Here is an 18,827-nt window from a genome sequence, read left to right on the forward strand (position 1 = left end):
GCGCCGCGCGGGTAGCTTCGATATTTTTTCAGGCATAAAAAAGGCCTCCCGAAGGAGGCCTTTTTTGTCACGCTGCTTTAAGCGGCGCTACCGGATCAGCAGCTGTAGTACAGCTCGTATTCCAGTGGGTGTACGAAGGTGCGTACTTTGATTTCTTCTTCGCTTTTCAGCTCGATGTAGGCATCGATGAAGTCGTCGCTGAATACGCCGCCTTTGGTCAGGAACGCACGGCCCTTGTCCAGCTCTTCCAGGGCTTCTTTCAGGCTGCCGCACACTTGTGGGATCTCTTTGGCCTCTTCAGGCGGCAGGTCGTACAAGTTTTTGTCGGCGGCGTCGCCAGGGTGGATCTTGTTCTGGATACCGTCCAGGCCGGCCATTACCAGGGCAGCGAAGGCCAGGTACGGGTTGGCTGCCGGATCCGGGAAGCGCGCTTCGATACGGCGAGCGCGAGGGCTGGACACGTAAGGAATACGGATCGAGGCGGAACGGTTACGTGCCGAGTAAGCCAGCATTACTGGTGCTTCGAAACCTGGGACCAGACGCTTGTAGGAGTTGGTCGACGGGTTGGTGAAACCGTTCAGGGCCTTACCGTGCTTGATGATGCCGCCGATGAAGTACAGGGCGGTGTCGGACAGGCCGGCATAACCTTCGCCAGCGAAGGTGTTCTTGCCTTCTTTAGCGATGGACAGGTGAACGTGCATACCCGAGCCGTTATCGCCGTACAGCGGCTTAGGCATGAAAGTAGCGGTACGGCCGTAGGCATCAGCCACGTTGTGTACGCAGTACTTGAGGGTCTGAACTTCGTCAGCCTTGGCAACCAGGGTGTTGAACTTCACGCCGATTTCGTTCTGGCCGGCAGTCGCCACTTCGTGGTGGTGAACTTCGATGACCAGGCCCATTTCTTCCATGGCGTTGCACATGGAGGTACGGATTTCGTGGTCGTGGTCGAACGGCGGAACCGGGAAGTAGCCACCTTTGATGCCTGGACGGTGGCCTTTGTTGCCGCCTTCGATGTCCTGGTCGGACATCCACGAACCTTGTTCGGAGAAGATCTTGAACATGGAGCCGGAGATGTCGGACTTGAACTTGACCGAATCAAAGATGAAGAATTCTGGCTCTGGGCCTACGAATACGGTGTCGCCGATACCGGTCGACTTCAGGTATTCCTCGGCACGCTTGGCGATCGCACGTGGGTCGCGGTCGTAGCCTTGCATGGTCGAAGGCTCGATCACGTCGCAGACGATGATCAGGGTTGGGTCTTCGGTGAACGGGTCGAGAACGGCAGTGCTGTCGTCCGGCATCAGGATCATGTCGGAGGCTTCGATGCCTTTCCAGCCAGCAATGGAGGAACCGTCGAACATTTTGCCTTCTTCGAAGAAAGCATCATCCAGCGCGTCGCGAGCCGGCATGGTCACGTGGTGCTGAGTACCTTTAGTGTCCGTGAAGCGCAGATCAATCCATTTAACGTCATGATCTTTGATGAGTTGAACCGACTTCGACATGGTGTCCTCCGGGTGGCTTCGGGCTGGGGTAGTGGAGTTAGCCCTTAGAATGTGGGTGATGCCGGCGCGAATACTCGACCAAGGCAACCTGCCTCACAAGAGAGCAAATTGCATGCCAGTGCGCCAACATGGCCTTTTTGCCTCAAAATGGCCCCTATAAAGGTGCAATCCGCTGAAGCGGAATAAATAACGCACTGCAATGTAGCGTTAATTTGCGCAAATGACCCGTTTTGGTGCGCGTTGTGTCTGATGCATATTAACTGGTTAAACCTTGAGCGATTTCCGCTATAATCCGCGCCCCCCTTTTTCAGCAGGCCCGGCGCGCGCTGTTTCCATGAAATTAATCGTTAAAGTGTTCCCCGAGATCACCATCAAAAGCCGACCGGTACGGACGCGTTTCATCCGTCAGTTGGCCAAGAACATCCGTGCCGTGCTCCGTGACCTGGACCCGGCTGTGGTGGTGAACGGCGTGTGGGACAACCTCGAGCTGGAAACCCGTGTCACCGACGGCAAAGCCTTGAAGGACATGACTGAGCGCCTGAGCTGCATGCCGGGCATCGCGCATTTCCTGCAGGTGGATGAGTACCCGCTGGGCGACTTCGACGACATCACCGAAAAGTGCAAGCAGCACTACGGTAGCGAGCTTGAGGGCAAGATTTTTTCGGTGCGCTGCAAGCGCGCCGGCAAGCACACCTTCAGCTCCATGGACGTCGAGAAATACGTCGGCAGCAAGCTGCGTCGCGAGTGCGGCGCTGCCGGAATTTCCCTGAAAGCGCCGCAAATTGAAGTGCGCATGGAAATTCGCGACCAACGGTTGTTTGTGATCCACAGCCAGCACAACAGCATCGGCGGCTACCCGCTGGGTGCCCTGGAACAGACCCTGGTATTGATGTCCGGCGGTTTCGATTCCACGGTGGCGGCCTACCAGATCATGCGCCGCGGCCTGATGAGCCACTTCTGCTTCTTTAATCTGGGCGGGCGTGCACACGAATTGGGCGTGATGGAAGTCGCGCACTTTATCTGGAAGAAGTACGGCAGCTCCCAGCGCGTGCTATTCGTAAGCGTGCCGTTTGAGGAAGTGCTGGGCGAAATTCTCGGCAAAGTCGATAACAGTCATATGGGCGTAGTATTGAAGCGTATGATGTTGCGCGCTGCGTCGCGGATTGCCGATCAGTTGCAGATCGACGCGCTGGTGACCGGTGAAGCGATTTCCCAGGTCTCCAGCCAGACGCTGCCGAACCTGTCGCTGATCGACTGCGTGACCGAGAAGCTGGTGCTGCGCCCGCTGATTGCCAGTCACAAGCAGGACATCATCGACCAGGCCGAAGAAATCGGCACGGCAGCGTTTGCCAAGCACATGCCTGAATATTGCGGGGTCATCTCGGTGAACCCCAAGACCCACGCCAAGCGCAACCGCGTGGAGTACGAAGAACAACAGTTCGACATGGCGATTCTGGAGCGTGCGCTCGAGAACGCCAAAATGGTCCCGATCGATCGCGTAATCGACGAACTGGGCCAGGATGTGCAAATCGAAGAAGTCAGCGAAGTCCTGGCCGGCCAGATTGTCGTCGATATCCGTCACCCGGATGCTGCCGAAGATGAGCCGCTGGAAATCGCTGGCATCGACGTGCAAACGCTGCCGTTCTACGCATTGAACGCGCGTTTCAAGGAACTGGATAACAGCCGTCAGTACCTGCTGTATTGCGACAAAGGCGTGATGAGTCGCCTGCATGCCCACCATTTGCTCAGTGAGGGGCATGCCAATGTGCGCGTTTATCGACCGAGCTAAGAGCCCGGGGCTGTTTGCCTGTGGCCTGCGTCACCGGCCCCCCGACTCTGCCGTCAAGCTGTAACGGCAAGGCCTGACTCTACTGTTAATCGCTGCCACGACCTGTCAGCACACCGAATCCTCTGATCGAGATACACAAGTGATCGAAAATCTACGTAACATCGCCATCATTGCTCACGTTGACCATGGTAAAACCACCCTGGTAGACAAACTCCTGCGTCAATCCGGCACCCTGGAGCGCAACGAGCTCAACGACGAGCGCGTGATGGACTCCAACGACCAGGAAAAAGAGCGCGGTATTACCATCCTGGCTAAAAACACCGCTATCAACTGGAACGGCTACCACATCAACATCGTGGACACCCCGGGCCACGCCGACTTCGGCGGCGAAGTTGAACGTGTAATGTCGATGGTTGACTCCGTTCTGCTGCTGGTCGACGCTCAAGACGGCCCTATGCCGCAAACCCGTTTCGTGACCAAGAAGGCGTTCGAAGCCGGCCTGCGTCCGATCGTGTGCATCAACAAGGTTGACCGTCCAGGCGCGCGTCCGGACTGGGTTCTGGACCAGATCTTCGACCTGTTCGACAACCTGGGTGCTACCGAAGAACAGCTGGACTTCAAAGTCGTCTACGCCTCGGCCCTGAACGGCATTGCCGGTCTGGAACACACCGACATGGCTGAAGACATGACCCCGCTGTACCAGTCGATCGTCGACAACGTACCGGCGCCAAAAGTTGACCGTGAAGGCCCGTTCCAGATGCAAATCTCGGCACTGGACTACAACAGCTTCCTGGGTGTTATCGGTGTTGGCCGTATCGCTCGTGGTAGCGTCAAGCCGAACACTCCGGTTGTCGCCATCGGCGCCGACGGCAAGAAACGCAACGGCCGTATCCTGAAGCTGATGGGTCACCACGGTCTGCACCGTATCGACGTTGAAGAAGCGTTTGCCGGTGACATCGTGTGCGTGAGCGGTATGGACTCGCTGTTCATCTCCGACACCCTGTGCCAGCCGGACAACGTCGAGGCGATGAAGCCTCTGACCGTTGACGAGCCAACCGTTTCCATGACCTTCCAGGTAAACGACTCGCCTTTCTGCGGTAAAGAAGGCAAGTTCGTGACTTCCCGTAACATCAAGGAACGTCTGGACAAAGAGCTGCTGTACAACGTTGCTCTGCGCGTTGAAGAAGGCGACTCGGCTGACAAGTTCAAGGTTTCCGGCCGTGGTGAGCTGCACCTCTCGGTACTGATCGAAACCATGCGTCGCGAAGGCTTCGAAATGGGCGTTGGTCGTCCAGAAGTGATCATCCGTCAGGTTGACGGCGTGAAGCAGGAACCGTTTGAAAACGTCACCATCGACACCCCTGAAGAATCCCAGGGCAAGGTCATGGAAGAGATGGGCCTGCGTAAGGGCGACCTGACCAACATGGTGCCGGATGGCAAAGGCCGTGTGCGTCTGGAATACAACATCCCTGCTCGTGGTCTGATCGGTTTCCGTAACCAGTTCCTGACCCTGACCAACGGTGCTGGCATCCTGACCTCGATCTTCGATCGCTACGACACCATGAAGTCCGGCGACATGTCCGGCCGTCAGAACGGTGTTCTGGTATCGGTAGAAACCGGTAAGGCACTGACCTACTCCCTGGAAACTCTGCAGGCGCGTGGCAAGCTGTTCGTTGAACACGGTCAAGAGATCTACAACGGTCAGATCGTTGGTCTGAACAGCCGTGACAACGACATGGGCGTCAACCCAACCAAAGGCAAGAAGCTCGACAACATGCGTGCTTCGGGTAAAGACGAAACCATCGCTCTGGTTCCACCTGTTCGCTTCACCCTGGAACAGGCCCTGGAATTCATCCAGGACGACGAGCTGTGCGAAGTCACGCCTAAGTCGATCCGCCTGCGTAAGAAGATCCTGGACGAAGGCGAGCGTACCCGCGCTGCCAAGAAAGCCAAGAACTGAGTTAACTCAGGCTGAATGAAAAACGCCCCCGGTTGAAAGGCCGGGGGCGTTTTTTTGTGCCTGCAGAATTTGTGGTGAATATACCGGCCTCATCGGGGGCAAGCCCCCTCCCACACTTGAATGTGCTCACAGATCAAAGGTGGGAGGGGGCTTGCCCCCGATAGGGCCGTCAATAGCCCCACAAAAATCGAATCAGAACTTATCGAGCGTCTTGAATTTCGTCTCGCGCACCACTTCCTTGGGCTTGTACGCGCAATACCCCGGCCGCGGCCCGATTTTCGGGTGGTTGCGGCACGTATCCGGGCGCTTGTCATAAATAGTGCAGAAGCGCGTCTTACGATCCAGGTACAGGCAATCGTTATTGCTCATGCGCTGCAGGGTAAAAATCTCGGATTTGGAATTGAAGCGCTCGACGATGCCTTCTTTCTGCAAGCGCTTGGCGATGTTCTTGGGCGGGTCGCCGCGCTCGAACTCATCGACGATGCCAATGCGGATCAGGTCCTTGATCTTCACCTCAACCGGCAGCGTGCAGCAGCTGGACACGCAGCCACCGCACATGTGGGCGGAATATTTCTGCCAGGTCTCGAGACGGTCGAGTTCCGCGGCGGCGATCAGTTGAGGCTTCATCAGGGTTCCAAGGTGGGGCTATATCCGGGCGCGCGATAATACCGGGATTGATGGTTTTTTGAACAATATTTTGCGGTTTTCAGCCCGAAGGCGACTCACGCACCGATTGGGCACGACCCCTGCATCAATTTTGCGCAACGGTGAATGAGTTAAAAAACTGCCGAACCAGAGCGTCTACCGTCTGTCAGACCGACTAGGCTCTAGCAACTCCTTCAATCTCGCCCGAGGTCGCACCGATGTCTCAGGAACCGCTTGCACGAGAAGCAGAGGTAGCCGCATTCCGCGATGCTGTCTTGACCAAACTCACCTACGCGGTGGGCAAGGACCCCGACCACGCTTTCGACCACGACTGGTTTGAAGCCATTGCGCTGGCCGCCCGCGACCAGATGGTCGATCACTGGATGGACCACACGCGGCGTATTTACCGCAAAGGCCAGAAGCGGGTTTATTACCTTTCGCTGGAATTTCTTATCGGCCGTTTGCTCTACGACAGCCTGAGCAACCTCGGCGTGCTGGAGATCGCGCGCGAAGCGCTGTCCGAACTCGGTGTGGACCTGGAGCGCATCCGCCTGCTGGAGCCCGACGCGGCGCTTGGCAACGGTGGCCTGGGCCGCCTGGCCGCATGCTTTATGGAAAGCATGTCGACCTTGGGCATTGCCGGCCACGGTTATGGCATTCGTTACGAGCACGGTTTGTTCCGCCAGGCGATCGTCGATGGCTGGCAACAGGAACAGACCGAGCGCTGGCTGGACTTTGGCAACCCGTGGGAATTCGAACGGGCCGAGGTGATTTACCCCATCGGTTTTGGCGGCAGCGTCGAAACCCTGGCGGACGCTTCCGGCAAGATGATCCAGGTGTGGTCGCCGAATGAAACCGTGCGCGCGGTGGCTTATGACACCCCCGTCGTCGGCTGGCGCGGCGCCAGCGTCAACACCCTGCGCCTGTGGCGTGCACGGGCCGTGGAAGACTTGCACCTGGAGCGTTTCAACGCCGGTGACCACCTGGGCGCCGTCGCCGAAGTCGCCCGCGCCGAAAGCATCTCCCGTGTGCTTTACCCGGCCGACAGCACCGAAGCAGGGCAGGAACTGCGCCTGCGCCAGGAATACTTCTTCGTCTCCGCCTCGCTGCAAGATTTGCTGCGTCGCCACAAGAACATGCACGGCTCGGTATTGAGCCTGGGCGAGCACGCCGCCATCCAGCTCAACGACACTCACCCCTCGATTGCCGTCGCCGAGCTGATGCGCCAACTGGTCGACCTGCATGACATTCCGTGGGAAGCGGCGTGGGACGTGACGGTTGAAACCCTTTCCTACACCAACCACACCCTGCTGCCCGAAGCCCTGGAGACCTGGCCCGTAGGCTTGATGGAACGCATGCTGCCGCGGCACATGCAAATCATCTACTTGATCAACGCCCAGCACATCGACTCGCTGCGGGCCAAAGGCATTCACGACTTCGACGTGCTGCGCGCCGTGTCGCTGATCGAAGAAGACAACGGCCGCCGCGTGCGTATGGGTAACCTGGCGTTCCTCGGCTCGCATAGCGTCAACGGCGTGTCTGGCCTGCATACCCAACTGATGCGCAGCACAGTGTTCTCCGAGCTGCACAAGCTGTACCCGGAGCGCATCAACAACAAAACCAACGGCATCACCTTCCGCCGCTGGCTGTACCAGGCCAACCCCAAGCTCACCGAGATGCTGGTGGAGGCGCTGGGCCCGGATATTCTCGACACCATGGAAACCCGCCTGACGGAGCTGGAAACCTTCGCCGAGAAGCAATCCTTCCGCAAAGCCTTCGCCGACCAGCGCCTGCACAGCAAACGTGCACTGGCCGAGATCATCCACGAGCGCCTGGGTATTTCAGTCAACCCGGCGGCGATGTTCGACGTGCAGGTCAAGCGCATCCACGAGTACAAACGCCAACTGCTCAACCTGCTGCACACCGTGGCGCTGTACCAGGCGATCCGCGCCGAGCCTGGCACCGACTGGGTGCCACGGGTGAAGATCTTCGCCGGCAAGGCAGCAGCGAGTTATCACCAGGCCAAGTTGATCATCAAGTTGACCAACGACATCGCCCGCACCGTGAACAACGACCCGACCGTGCGCGGTTTGCTCAAGGTGGTGTTCCTGCCCAACTACAACGTCAGCCTGGCGGAAAGCATTATTCCGGCGGCGGATTTGTCCGAGCAGATATCCACGGCCGGCTTTGAAGCCTCGGGCACCAGCAACATGAAGTTCGGCCTCAACGGCGCGCTGACCATCGGCACCATGGACGGCGCCAACGTGGAAATGCACGAGCGCGTGGGCGCCGATCACATGTTCATTTTTGGCCTCAGTGCTCAGCAGGTTGAAGCCCGCAAGCACGCAGGCGAATTCAACGCCGGGCCGGAAATTGCTGCCTCCCATCGTCTCAACGACGTGTTGCAAGCGATTCGGGGCGGGGTGTTCTCGCCGGATGATCCCGGCCGCTATGTGGGCCTGATCGACGGGCTGATCGACTACGACCGCTTCCTGGTGTGTGCCGACTTCGACTCCTACTGGGACGCTCAGGCGCGGGTCGAGGCGCATTGGCATGACTCCAAGGCATGGTGGCGCTCGGCGGTGCTGAACACGGCGCGCATGGGCTGGTTCTCCTCGGACCGCACCATCAGGGAGTACGCGACCGAAATCTGGAAAGCGCTCGACTAATCACCGCAATACTAAATGTGAGAGGGGGCTTGCCCCCGACAGCGGAATGCCAGTTTGCAGATATGTCGACTGGCACACCGCTATCGGGGGCAAGCCCCCTCCCACATTCACCCCGCGTCGATATACTAGGCCCCGGTTTGCCCGCCTCGGGCTGCTTAGGGATATCGACCATGCAATGGATTTTCATGCTGATTGGCCTGGTGCTCGGCTGGACACTCGATGAGTCGTTCAGTGATGCGGGTATCGGTGCGCTGCTGGGCTTGGGCATTGGCCAGGCCATTCGCCTGGCGAAGCTGTCGGCGCAGGCGGACCAGCAGGCCCGTCAGTTGGAAACCACGCAGAAGGCGCTGATTGCGCTGGGTGAGCGCCTGCGGCAACTGGAGGTGCCCGCGCCGACAAACAGCGTGATTGTCGAACCCTCCGTGCCTGAACCCCCTCCTGTCGTTGCAAAGCCCGAACTTGTCTGGGAGCTACCCGCCGAACTGGCGCCTGTGGCTGTGGCCGCCCAAGCCAGTCAGCCGCTGCCCGATGACGCCTGGGTCGCAGCGCCAACTCCCAAAGCGCCTGCCGCGCCCCGCGGCCCCAACCTGATCGAGCGCGCCATCAGTGGCGCACGCAATTGGCTGTTTGGCGGTAACACCGTGCTGCGCGTCGGCGTGGTGCTGTTGTTCCTGGGCCTGGCCTTTTTGCTGCGCTATGCCACCGAAGGCGTGGTGGTGCCGATCGAGTTGCGTTACGCCGGGGTTGCCGCTGCCGCCATCGGCCTGTTGGGCTTGGGTTGGTGGTTGCGGCTGCGTAACAGCAATTACGGCCTGATGCTGCAAGGCACCGGCATTGCCGTGTTGTACCTGACGGTGTTCGCCGCGATGCGCTTGCACCCGTTGATCGATCCGGGCGCCGCGCTGGGCCTGCTGGTGGCGGTCACGGTGTTCTCCGCGATCCTGGCGATCACCCAGGATGCCCTCGGCCTGGCTTGCGCGGCGGCGTTGGGTGGTTTTGCCGCGCCGATTCTCACGTCAACCGGCGCCGGCAATCACGTGGCGTTGTTCAGCTACTTCGCATTGCTGAACGCGGGCATCCTCGCCATCGCCTGGTTCAAGGCCTGGCGCTTGCTTAACCTGATCGGTTTTGTCGGCACCTTCGGCATCGGTTTCGCTTGGGGCATGCGTTCCTACACACCGGAACTGCTGTGGAGCACCGAGCCGTTCCTGATCGTGTTTTTCCTGATGTACCTGGCCATCGGCCTGTTGTTCGCCCGGCGCACATTGCTTGAGATGAGCGACGCACCCGAAGACGACAGTCGGGGTGCGCTGCTGCGCTGGTCGGCGACCAAGGGTGATTATGTCGATGGCAGCATGCTGTTCGGCCCGCCGTTGGTGGGCTTTGGTTTGCAGTTCGCGCTGGTGCAGCACCTGGAATTTGCCGCCGCATTCAGTGCGCTGGGCCTTGGCATCCTGTACATGGGGCTGGCGCAAGGGCTGCGTGGCGGGCGGGCTTTGTTGCTGGCGGAAACCTGCCTGGCGTTGGGCGTGATCTTTGCCAGTTTGGCGATTCCGCTGGGCCTCGACGCACGCTGGACGGCCGCGGCCTGGGCGGTGGAGGGCGCCGGGATCTTCTGGCTCGGCTTGCGTCAGCAGCGGCCGCTGGCCCGTGCATTTGGCCTGTTGTTGCAATTGGGTTCGGCGCTGACCTTCCTCAGCGAACTGCGCGTAGGCGAACTGGCCTTGCTTGATGGTGCACCGCTGGGCGCGCTGTTGCTGGGGGCTGCGCTGTTGTTCAGCTTCGATCAGTTGCGCAGGGCGTCAACCGAGCAGGCGGCGGACTGGGAGCGCAAAGGCCTGCCCGTGCTGGCGAGCCTGGGCCTGAGCTTTTTGTACCTGCTTGCACCGTTGCTGCTGCTGACCCAAGGCACCGCCATCAGTTGGGCAATCGCGGGTCTTGTGACGTTGTTTGTCGGCCTGCGCATCGGCTCGCGCACCTTCCTGTTCACTGCGTTTGGCGTGCAGTTGCTCGGCGGGGCGTTGTTCCTCCTGCGCCTGCAGGGCGGCGACGGGACGGCGGTATTCAGTGCGGGCTGGAGCGGTTTGTTGACCGCCTCGCTGATCGGTTTGGCGTTGGTTGGCGGCATGCTGCTGGCCGTGCGCGACGACACAGTGCGCAGCGACGTCGGCCTGCTGCGCGGTCTGTCAGTGGTGCTGCTCGCCGGTCTGGTACTGATCAACCTCGCGGTACTGTTTGTACTGCCGTGGCAAAGCGCCAGCGGCGTGTGGGCGGCCAGCGGTTTGCTGATCATCTGGCTGAGCCTGTACCTGCAACAGCGTGTGAGCTTCGTGTTTGGGTTACTGCTGCAACTGATCGGCGGCGCCTCGTTCCTGTTGGCGGTGCCACAGCTGCTCGGGCCGTTGAGCAGCGAAGGCTTGCGCCCCTTGGCGCACAGCGGTTTCTGGACGCCAATGGTGTTGGGCCTGGCTGCCTTGGTCGGCGCCTGGCGCTTGCAGCGTGAGCCGCATGCGCCGGTGTTTGCCGTGTTGAAACTGCAACGCCTGTCTGACCTGCTGCTGGTGTGGGGCGCGGCCTGGTGGACGCTGGCGCTGATCGGTGAAGTGTTGCGGTTTATCGCGCAGGCGCAGCAAGGCGCCTATTTGCTCGGCATCGCGGCGGTGAGCGTGGCGATCTGGGCGCTGCTGGCCGAACGTTTGCGCTGGGCGTCGCTGGGCATGTTATGCGCGTTGCTGATGCCGGCGGCGGGCGTGGTGTTGCTGGCCTCAGCCGATGATTATTACCACCCGGCGGCGCAGTACGGCTGGCTGGCATGGTTGGCAGTGTTTGTGGTGCATTTCATTTCGCTACGGCGTTTGGCGGCGGTGGTGCCGAGCAACGTGCCGAGCAACGTGCTGAGCATCGCTCACGTACTCGGCTGCTGGATGCTGATCGGCGTGCTGGCGCTCGAGCTGCGTTACGGCCTGTTGCTGCTGTCGAGCGAGTACAACGCTTGGCGCTGGCTGGGTTGGGCGATCCTGCCAAGTCTGTACCTGGTGTTGGCGGCTGCGCCACGCCGCTGGCCATGGCCGGTGTCGGCGTATCCACGTGAATACCGTGTGCTCGCCGCGCTGCCGCTGGCGGTGTTGATGCTCGGCTGGTTCTGGTTGGCCAATATCTTCAGCGATGGCACGGCCAAACCGCTGCCATATGTGCCGCTGCTCAGCCCCCTCGACCTGGGCCTGTTGTTCGCGTTGCTGGGTATTTACCTGTGGTCGCGCAGCATCGCGCCGCAGCGCGGTCTACGTGCCGAGCTGATCGCCCAAGGTGTTGCGGGTGTTTCGCTGTTTGCCTTTTTCACGGCCCTGGTGATGCGCGCTGCCCACCATTGGGCAGGCGTGCCGTTCCATCCGGAGGCGTTGCTGGAGTCGATGCTGGTTCAGGCCGGCCTGTCGATTGTCTGGACCCTCATCGCCCTCGGGCTGATGATCGGCGGCCATCTGCGCCATCGTCGCGAAGTGTGGTTGATCGGTGCGGCGCTGATTGCGGTGGTGGTCGCCAAGCTGTTCTTCGTCGAGCTGAGCAACCGCGGCGGGCTGGCGCGGATCGTGTCGTTTATCGGCGTGGGTGGGTTGCTGCTGGTGGTGGGTTACTTTGCGCCGCTGCCGCCCAAGCGTGCCGAACCTGTGTTGGAAACTGAAGGAGCATCCTCTTGATCGGTAAGTTGAGCGTGATCGCGGTGGGCGTGTGTATGACGTCGTCGGTGTGGGCGCAGGAAACGCCTGCCGACTTCACCACGCAAGTGCCGCTGGCGGTGAGTGGCAACGGCCCTTGGTATCGCCTGGAGTTGCCGCTGTCTGTGCAACTGAGCGCGCGCCAGGCGGATCTCGGCGATGTGCGCGTGTTCAACGCCGCCGGTGAACCTCAGGCCTATGCGCTGTCACGCCAATCTGCGCAACGCACCGAAAGCCGCACTGTGACCGACGTGAAGTGGTTCCCGCTGTACGCCGCCGACACGCGCGAAAGCGTGCCGGATGTGGTGATGAAATCCACGGCCGAAGGCACGTTGCTCGAAGTGCGCCCGTCCAGGGCGGGCAAGCAAGTGCTGCGCGGTTGGGTGCTGGACGCCAGTGCGATCAAGGCGCCGTTGCAGCAACTGAGCCTGGACTGGAGCCGCGAACAGGACGGTTTCCAGCGTTTCAGCATTGAGGCCAGCGACGACTTGCAGCACTGGGCGTCGTGGGGCGATGGCCAGGTGGCACGTCTGTCGTTTGCCGACGAGCGTGTCGAGCAACATGAGGTGAGTTTGCCGGGGCAATCGGCGCGTTACCTGCGCCTGGTGTGGCAGGGCCAGGTCGCGCCGACGCTGACCTCGGCCAAGCTGGTGAGCGCCACCAGCAGCAGCCTGCCGATGCCGTTGGTGTGGTCGCAGCCCTTGTCGGGCGCGCGGCTCAAGGCAGGAGAGTACAGCTGGCAGTTGCCGACGGGGCTGCATGTCGAGCGTTTGCGCATCGAGCTGAAGCAGCCGAACACGCTGGCGCCCGTCACCTTGGCGGGCCGCCGTGATGCCAATCAAGCCTGGCAGCCGCTGAGCACTGGTGTGTTGTACCGCTTGACCCAGAATGGCCAGGATGTGGTGCAGGATGAGTTGCAACTGCCGGGAGTGGCCGTCGGCGAGCTTAAATTGCAGGTGGACGAGCGCGGCGGTGGCCTGGGCGTTGAGGCGCCAGCCCTGCGTTTTGCCGTGCGCGCCACGCAGTTGGTGTTTCTGGCGCGGGGTGAGCCGCCGTTTACCCTGGCGTTGGGCAATGGCGGGGTCAAGGCGGCGAACCTGCCCTTGTCGACCTTGATTCCCGACTACAGCGCCGAGCGCCTCAAGACGCTGGGCCAGGCCAGGGTCACCGGTGACGCTGTGGTTAAAAGCGCCACCGTTGCCGCATCGCCCGAAGTGGGCACCGATTGGAAGAAACTCGGCCTGTGGGCCGTGCTCCTGTTGGGTGTGGCGGCGCTGGGGGCGATGGCCTACAGTTTGTTGCGTGCGCCTGCGGCCAAACCGTGAACTCTATTGGCGTTAAATCCTCTGATTAGAGGAAATAACCCTCGACTCGCGTTAAACTGCGCGGGTTTTTAAGCCCCCCATTCTCCGGAGCCTTACATGTCCCGCGTTACCCTGAGTCGCTATTTGATCGAGCAGACCCGCAGCAACAACACGCCTGCCGATCTGCGCTTCCTTATCGAAGTGGTGGCGCGTGCTTGCAAGGAAATCAGCCACGCCGTGTCCAAAGGCGCACTGGGTGGTGTTCTGGGCAGCATGGGCACTGAAAACGTCCAAGGCGAAGTGCAGAAGAAGCTCGACGTGATTTCCAACGAGATCCTGCTCGAAGCCAACGAATGGGGCGGTCACCTGGCCGGCATGGCGTCCGAAGAAATGGACAATGCCTACCAGATCCCGGGCAAATACCCGAAAGGCGCCTACCTGCTGGTGTTCGACCCACTGGACGGTTCGTCCAACATCGACATCAACGCTCCGGTCGGCACCATCTTCTCGGTACTGCGTTGCCCGAACGAATACCTGAGCCAGAACGAAGCGCTGAACGAAAAGGCCTTCCTGCAGCCAGGCACCGAGCAAGTGGCTGCCGGCTACGCGATCTACGGCCCACAGACCATGCTGGTGCTGACCCTGGGCGATGGCGTCAAAGGCTTCACCCTGGACCGCGAAATGGGCAGCTTCGTGCTGACCCACGAAGACATCACTATTCCTGCTTCTACCCAGGAATTCGCGATCAACATGTCCAACCAGCGTCACTGGGAAGAGCCGGTGACTCGCTACGTCGGCGAGTTGATGGCAGGTGAGGAAGGCCCGTTGAAGAAGAACTTCAACATGCGCTGGGTCGCCGCGATGGTGGCTGACGTGCACCGTATCCTGACCCGTGGTGGCTTGTTCATGTACCCGCGTGACAGCCGCGAGCCGTCCAAGCCGGGCAAGCTGCGTTTGATGTACGAAGCCAACCCGATGTCCTTCCTGGTTGAGCAAGCGGGCGGCGCGTCCACCGACGGCCACCAGCGCATCCTCGACATCCAGCCCGAAGGCCTGCACCAGCGCGTGGCGGTGTTCCTGGGTTCCAAAGAAGAAGTTGAGCGTGTGACCGGTTACCACAAGAAGTAAGACGCGGCGATCACTTATCCGCGATGTTGTGAGGCTGTTCACTCTTGAAAAAGCCCCGAAACGTTTCAGCGTTTTCGGGGCTTTTTTGTTTTTGCTCATCGGGAACCAGACACCTCTTTTCCCTTCTAAGCTTCTGGCAGATACCCAAGCTGCTTCGTCCCTCCAGGAGTTTTTCCATGTCGTTACGCCGTCTCGCCCTGCTGGCTTTTTGCGTGCTATTGGCCGCTTGCAGCAAGGTCAACCAAGAAAACTACGCGAAGTTGTCGGCTGGCATGGCCAAGGCTGAGGTGGAGTCGCTGCTGGGCAAGCCGACCGATTGTTCTGGCGCACTGGGCATGTCCAGTTGCACCTGGGGCGATAAAAACAGCTTTATCAGCGTTCAATATGCCGGTGACAAAGTTTTGATGTTTTCCGGGCAAGGCCTGAAGTAAACCGGGGCGCGAGCCTGCGGGAGAAGAAGAATGATGCGTTTTGTTTTGTGCCTTTGTGCCAGCCTGTTTTTGGCAGGCTGCGCCAGCCATTCTGGCGATGATCTGCAACCCAAGACAGCAAGCAACGTCAACCTCAAGCGTTACCAGGGCACCTGGTATGAGTTGGCCCGATTGCCCATGTACTTCCAGCGCAACTGCGCGCAGTCCGAAGCCCGCTACACGTTGCTGCCCGATGGCGACATGTCGGTGTTCAACCGCTGCCTGACACCTGAATGGAAGTGGGAAGAAGCCAAGGGCACGGCCACGCCGCAAGTGCCGGGCAAGACCGACAAGCTTTGGGTGGAATTCAATAACTGGTTCACGGCGCTGCTACCGGGCGTCGCCAAGGGCGATTACTGGGTGCTGTATGTCAGCGACGACTACAAGACCGCCATCGTCGGCAGCCCAAGCCGGCGTTACATGTGGATATTGTCCCGTACGCCGACGGTGAGCGCCGACACTCGCGAAGACCTGCTGAGCAGGGCGCGCCAGCAAGGGTATGACACCACGCGATTGATCTGGCGTACGTCGGACAGGCAGATGGCGAAGACCTCGCAGTAAACCTGGACCCGCGCCGATGAAAAATGTGGGAGCGGGCTTGCTCGCGAATACGCAGTGTCAGTCGACAGAGGTAATGACTGATACACCGCATTCGCGAGCAAGCCCGCTCCCACATTGGTTTTGCATTGTTGGTTAGCCCAGCAAATCTCTCAGCACGTGCGTGAATGCCCGGTTGCTTTCTTCTTCACCGGCATGGCGGCCATCGCGCACCACCCACTTGCCGTTGACCAGCACATCACGCACTTGCCGGTCACCACCGGCGAACAGCCAGCGGTTGAGAATGCCGTCTTCGCTGGCCGTGGCCAGGTACGGGTCATCACCGTCCAGCACAATCCAATCCGCGCGTTTCCCCACTTCCAATCGACCAATCGGCTGGCCCAGCGCCTGGGCACCGCCGTCCAGCGCGGCATCAAACAGCGTGCGGCCGACCATCGGTTGGTCACTGCGGTATAAGCGGTTGCGCCGTTGATCGCGCAGGCGCTGGCCGTATTCCAGCCATCGTAATTCTTCCACCACACTCAACGACACATGGCTGTCGGAACCAATGCCCATGCGCCCGCCTTGAGCGAGGAAATCGACGGCGGGGAAAATCCCGTCGCCCAGGTTGGCTTCGGTGGTCAGGCACAGACCGGCAATCGCGCGGCTCTTGGCCATGCGCGCCACTTCATCAGCATCAGCATGAGTAGCGTGCACCAGGCACCAGCGCTCATCGACGTCGACATTGTCATACAGCCATTGCAACGGACGCTTGCCGCTCCAGGCCAGGCAGTCATCGACCTCTTTTTGCTGCTCGGCGATGTGGATATGCACCGGGCACGTCTTGTCGCTGGCGGCCAGGACGTCATTGATTTGTTGCGGCGTGACAGCGCGCAAGGAGTGAAAGCACAGGCCCAACTGCTGCGCCGGTTGCGCGGCGAGGATCGGCTTGAGGCGCGCTTGGAGGTCCAGGTAATTTTCGGTGCTGTTGATAAATCGGCGCTGGCCTTCGTTCGGCGCCTGGCCACCAAACCCGGAATGGGTGTAAAGCACCGGCACCAGCGTCAGGCCGATCCCGCTGCTGGCGGCTGCCTGGCTGATCTGCCGCGACAGCTCCGTGCGATCGGCATAGGGCTGGCCGCTGACGTCGTGATGCACGTAGTGAAATTCGGCCACCGAGGTGTAACCGGCCTTGAGCATCTCGACATACAGCTGGCGCGCGATGATCTGGAGTTGCTCCGGGTTGATCTTGCCGACCATGCGGTACATCAGATCGCGCCACGTCCAGAAGCTGTCATTAGGGTTGCCGGCCACTTCGGCCAGGCCCGCCATGGCGCGCTGGAATGCATGCGAATGCAGGTTCGGCATGCCCGCCAACACCGGGCCTCTGAGCCGCTCGGCGCCGTCTGCCGTGGCGTTGGGCTCAACGTGGGTCAGTACGCCATCGGCGCTGACATCAAAGCGTACATCGTTGGCCCATCCATTAGGCAGCAGCGCGCGTTCGGCAAAGAAAGCGGACATGATCAAGGCACCCCGGTCGTGTGTTTATTTGTATATACATATACAGACGTTTGCCTGCTCGGTAAACTCCGGCAATCTATGCATCTTTTCCCCCTGCAAGGATTCCCTGTGCCGACTCCGCCTGCCAAGTCTTCGCTGGCTGCCCACATGGACGAAAGTCCGGCGCCCTTGTATGCCCGCGTCAAACAGATGATCAGCCAGCAGATCCTCAACGGCAACTGGCCGCCGCATTACCGCGTGCCGTCCGAGAGCGAGCTGGTCAGCCAGCTGGGTTTCAGCCGCATGACCATCAACCGCGCCCTGCGCGAACTCACCGCCGAAGGGTTGCTGGTGCGCATGCAAGGCGTCGGCACGTTCGTCGCCGAGCCCAAGAGCCAGTCGGCGCTGTTTGAAGTGCACAACATTGCCGATGAGATCGCCTCCCGCGGTCACCGGCATACCTGCCAGGTCATCCATTTGTGCGAAGAGGCCGCAGGCTCCGAGCGCGCCGTCGCCCTAGAAATGCGCGAAGGCGGGCGGGTGTTCCACTCGCTGATCGTGCACTTCGAAAACGACATTCCGGTGCAAATCGAAGACCGTTTCGTCAATGCCCTCGTCGCGCCGGATTACCTGCAGCAGGATTTCACCCAGCAAACGCCGTACGCCTACCTCAACCAGGTTGCACCGCTGACCGAAGGCGAGCACGTGGTTGAAGCGATCCTCGCCGATGCCGAGGAGTGCAAGCTGCTGCAGATCGAGCCGAGCGAGCCGTGCCTGCTGATTCGCCGGCGTACGTGGTCCGGGCGCCAGCCGGTGACCGCCGCGCGTTTGATCCACCCCGGTTCCCGTCATAGCCTGGAAGGACGTTTCAGTAAATGAGTGCAGTAAAAGTCTGGCGCGCCACCGATTACATCCGCATGCCGTGGAAAAACGGCGGCGGCAGCACCGAAGAAATCACCCGTGACGCAGGCACCGGCCTGGATGGCTTTGGCTGGCGCCTGTCGATTGCCGATATCGCCGAGTCGGGTGGGTTTTCCACCTTCGCCGGCTATCAGCGCGTGATCACTGTGATCAAGGGTGCAGGCATGGTCCTGACCGTGGATGGCGAAGAGCAGCGTGGTTTGTTGCCGCTGCAGCCCTTTGCGTTCAGCGGTGAAAGCGAGGTTTCGTGCCGCTTGATCACCGGACCGATCCGCGATTTCAACCTGATTTATTCGCCGCAGCGTTATCAGGCGCGCTTTCAGTGGATTGATGGCGTGCAGCGGTTTTTCACCACGGCGCAGACGGTGCTGGTGTTCAGCGTGGCAGACGAAGTGAAGGTGCTGGACCAGAAGCTGGGGCATCACGATTGTCTGCAGGTGGACGGTAACACCGGCCTGTTGGACCTCTCGGTCAGTGGCCGCTGCTGCGTCATCGAACTGACCGCACGCGGTTAAAAAATGTGGGAGGGGGCTTGCCCCCGATTAGGGTGTATCAGTACCAGATGGGCTGGCTGATACACCGCAATCGGGGGCAAGCCCCCTCCCACATTTGCTTCTGTGGCGCTTACAGCATGTGTTTCCAGGTCCCGCACCAATTTGTTACCGAATGCCCCAGCGTGGCGCAATGCC

13 protein-coding genes are annotated in these 18,827 nt (G+C 60.4%); 10 read left to right on the forward strand and 3 right to left on the reverse strand.

The features are described from left to right. Positions 1-95: 95 nt before the first annotated feature. Entirely contained in the window at positions 96-1,502 is a 1,407-nt protein-coding gene (glnA, locus tag C4J83_RS01710) for a glutamate--ammonia ligase (protein WP_034117297.1), read from the reverse strand. Positions 1,503-1,836: 334 nt separating this feature from the next. Here glnA and thiI point away from each other — a divergent pair, with 334 nt between their 5' ends. After that, on the forward strand, positions 1,837-3,291 hold the full coding sequence (gene thiI / locus C4J83_RS01720) for a tRNA uracil 4-sulfurtransferase ThiI (protein WP_124416209.1): 1,455 nt from the start codon (positions 1,837-1,839) through the stop codon (positions 3,289-3,291). A 139-nt stretch (positions 3,292-3,430) separates the two neighbouring features. Continuing rightward, positions 3,431-5,251 (forward strand): translational GTPase TypA, encoded by a 1,821-nt coding sequence (typA, locus tag C4J83_RS01725; protein ID WP_003217997.1) that lies wholly within the window; start codon positions 3,431-3,433, stop codon positions 5,249-5,251. Between the two features lie 192 nt (positions 5,252-5,443). Here typA and C4J83_RS01730 read toward each other — a convergent pair whose 3' ends face one another. Then, positions 5,444-5,878: a YkgJ family cysteine cluster protein gene (locus C4J83_RS01730; protein ID WP_017529542.1), complete on the reverse strand. Its 435-nt coding sequence runs from the start codon at positions 5,876-5,878 to the stop codon at positions 5,444-5,446. A gap of 236 nt (positions 5,879-6,114) precedes the next feature. On the opposite strand from C4J83_RS01730, the gene C4J83_RS01735 reads away from it, so the two are divergent. From C4J83_RS01735 to C4J83_RS01760, 6 genes are all read left to right on the forward strand, one after another. After that, positions 6,115-8,565, forward strand: coding sequence for a glycogen/starch/alpha-glucan phosphorylase (locus tag C4J83_RS01735; protein WP_106577485.1), 2,451 nt, complete (start codon positions 6,115-6,117; stop codon positions 8,563-8,565). Positions 8,566-8,735: 170 nt separating this feature from the next. Continuing rightward, on the forward strand, positions 8,736-12,260 hold the full coding sequence (locus tag C4J83_RS01740; RefSeq protein WP_124416210.1) for a DUF2339 domain-containing protein: 3,525 nt from the start codon (positions 8,736-8,738) through the stop codon (positions 12,258-12,260). Next, the gene (locus tag C4J83_RS01745; protein WP_124418825.1) at positions 12,260-13,603 is read left to right on the forward strand and encodes a DUF3999 domain-containing protein; all 1,344 of its coding nucleotides are present in this window, start codon (positions 12,260-12,262) and stop codon (positions 13,601-13,603) included. The genes C4J83_RS01740 and C4J83_RS01745 overlap by 1 nt, the downstream gene beginning before the upstream one ends. Positions 13,604-13,699: 96 nt before the next feature. Continuing rightward, positions 13,700-14,710, forward strand: a complete 1,011-nt coding sequence (locus C4J83_RS01750) for a class 1 fructose-bisphosphatase (RefSeq protein ID WP_053253909.1) — start codon at positions 13,700-13,702, stop codon at positions 14,708-14,710. Positions 14,711-14,886: 176 nt separating this feature from the next. After that, on the forward strand, positions 14,887-15,141 hold the full coding sequence (locus C4J83_RS01755; RefSeq protein ID WP_017849914.1) for a hypothetical protein: 255 nt from the start codon (positions 14,887-14,889) through the stop codon (positions 15,139-15,141). 30 nt (positions 15,142-15,171) lie between these two features. Continuing rightward, a complete protein-coding gene (locus C4J83_RS01760) occupies positions 15,172-15,741 on the forward strand; it encodes a lipocalin family protein (RefSeq protein ID WP_124416211.1) in 570 nt (189 codons plus the stop codon). A gap of 132 nt (positions 15,742-15,873) precedes the next feature. Here C4J83_RS01760 and C4J83_RS01765 read toward each other — a convergent pair whose 3' ends face one another. Further along, complete coding sequence (locus C4J83_RS01765; protein ID WP_124416212.1) at positions 15,874-17,238, reverse strand: formimidoylglutamate deiminase; 1,365 nt, start codon at positions 17,236-17,238, stop codon at positions 15,874-15,876. Positions 17,239-17,385: 147 nt separating this feature from the next. On the opposite strand from C4J83_RS01765, the gene hutC reads away from it, so the two are divergent. Both hutC and C4J83_RS01775 read left to right on the forward strand, forming a co-directional pair. After that, entirely contained in the window at positions 17,386-18,096 is a 711-nt protein-coding gene (hutC, locus tag C4J83_RS01770) for a histidine utilization transcriptional repressor HutC (RefSeq protein WP_232000148.1), read from the forward strand. Beyond that, positions 18,093-18,653 carry a HutD/Ves family protein gene (locus C4J83_RS01775; RefSeq protein WP_106577489.1) on the forward strand — a complete coding sequence of 187 codons (561 nt, stop codon included), beginning with the start codon at positions 18,093-18,095 and terminating at the stop codon, positions 18,651-18,653. The genes hutC and C4J83_RS01775 overlap by 4 nt, the downstream gene beginning before the upstream one ends. Positions 18,654-18,827: the final 174 nt, after the last annotated feature.

The organism is Pseudomonas sp. LBUM920, assembly GCF_003852315.1.
GTDB lineage: Bacteria > Pseudomonadota > Gammaproteobacteria > Pseudomonadales > Pseudomonadaceae > Aquipseudomonas.

Excerpts from the sequence above, each read along its gene's own strand:
- thiI (WP_124416209.1), top strand. The coding sequence starts at position 1,837 with ATGAAATTAATCGTTAAAGTGTTCCCCGAGATCACCATCAAAAGCCGA.
- C4J83_RS01760 (WP_124416211.1), top strand. The coding sequence starts at position 15,172 with ATGATGCGTTTTGTTTTGTGCCTTTGTGCCAGCCTGTTTTTGGCAGGC.
- hutC (WP_232000148.1), top strand. The coding sequence starts at position 17,386 with ATGGACGAAAGTCCGGCGCCCTTGTATGCCCGCGTCAAACAGATGATC.
- C4J83_RS01765 (WP_124416212.1), bottom strand. The coding sequence starts at position 17,238 with ATGTCCGCTTTCTTTGCCGAACGCGCGCTGCTGCCTAATGGATGGGCC.
- C4J83_RS01775 (WP_106577489.1), top strand. The coding sequence starts at position 18,093 with ATGAGTGCAGTAAAAGTCTGGCGCGCCACCGATTACATCCGCATGCCG.
- C4J83_RS01750 (WP_053253909.1), top strand. The coding sequence starts at position 13,700 with ATGTCCCGCGTTACCCTGAGTCGCTATTTGATCGAGCAGACCCGCAGC.
- C4J83_RS01740 (WP_124416210.1), top strand. The coding sequence starts at position 8,736 with ATGCAATGGATTTTCATGCTGATTGGCCTGGTGCTCGGCTGGACACTC.
- C4J83_RS01730 (WP_017529542.1), bottom strand. The coding sequence starts at position 5,878 with ATGAAGCCTCAACTGATCGCCGCCGCGGAACTCGACCGTCTCGAGACC.
- glnA (WP_034117297.1), bottom strand. The coding sequence starts at position 1,502 with ATGTCGAAGTCGGTTCAACTCATCAAAGATCATGACGTTAAATGGATT.
- C4J83_RS01755 (WP_017849914.1), top strand. The coding sequence starts at position 14,887 with ATGTCGTTACGCCGTCTCGCCCTGCTGGCTTTTTGCGTGCTATTGGCC.
- C4J83_RS01735 (WP_106577485.1), top strand. The coding sequence starts at position 6,115 with ATGTCTCAGGAACCGCTTGCACGAGAAGCAGAGGTAGCCGCATTCCGC.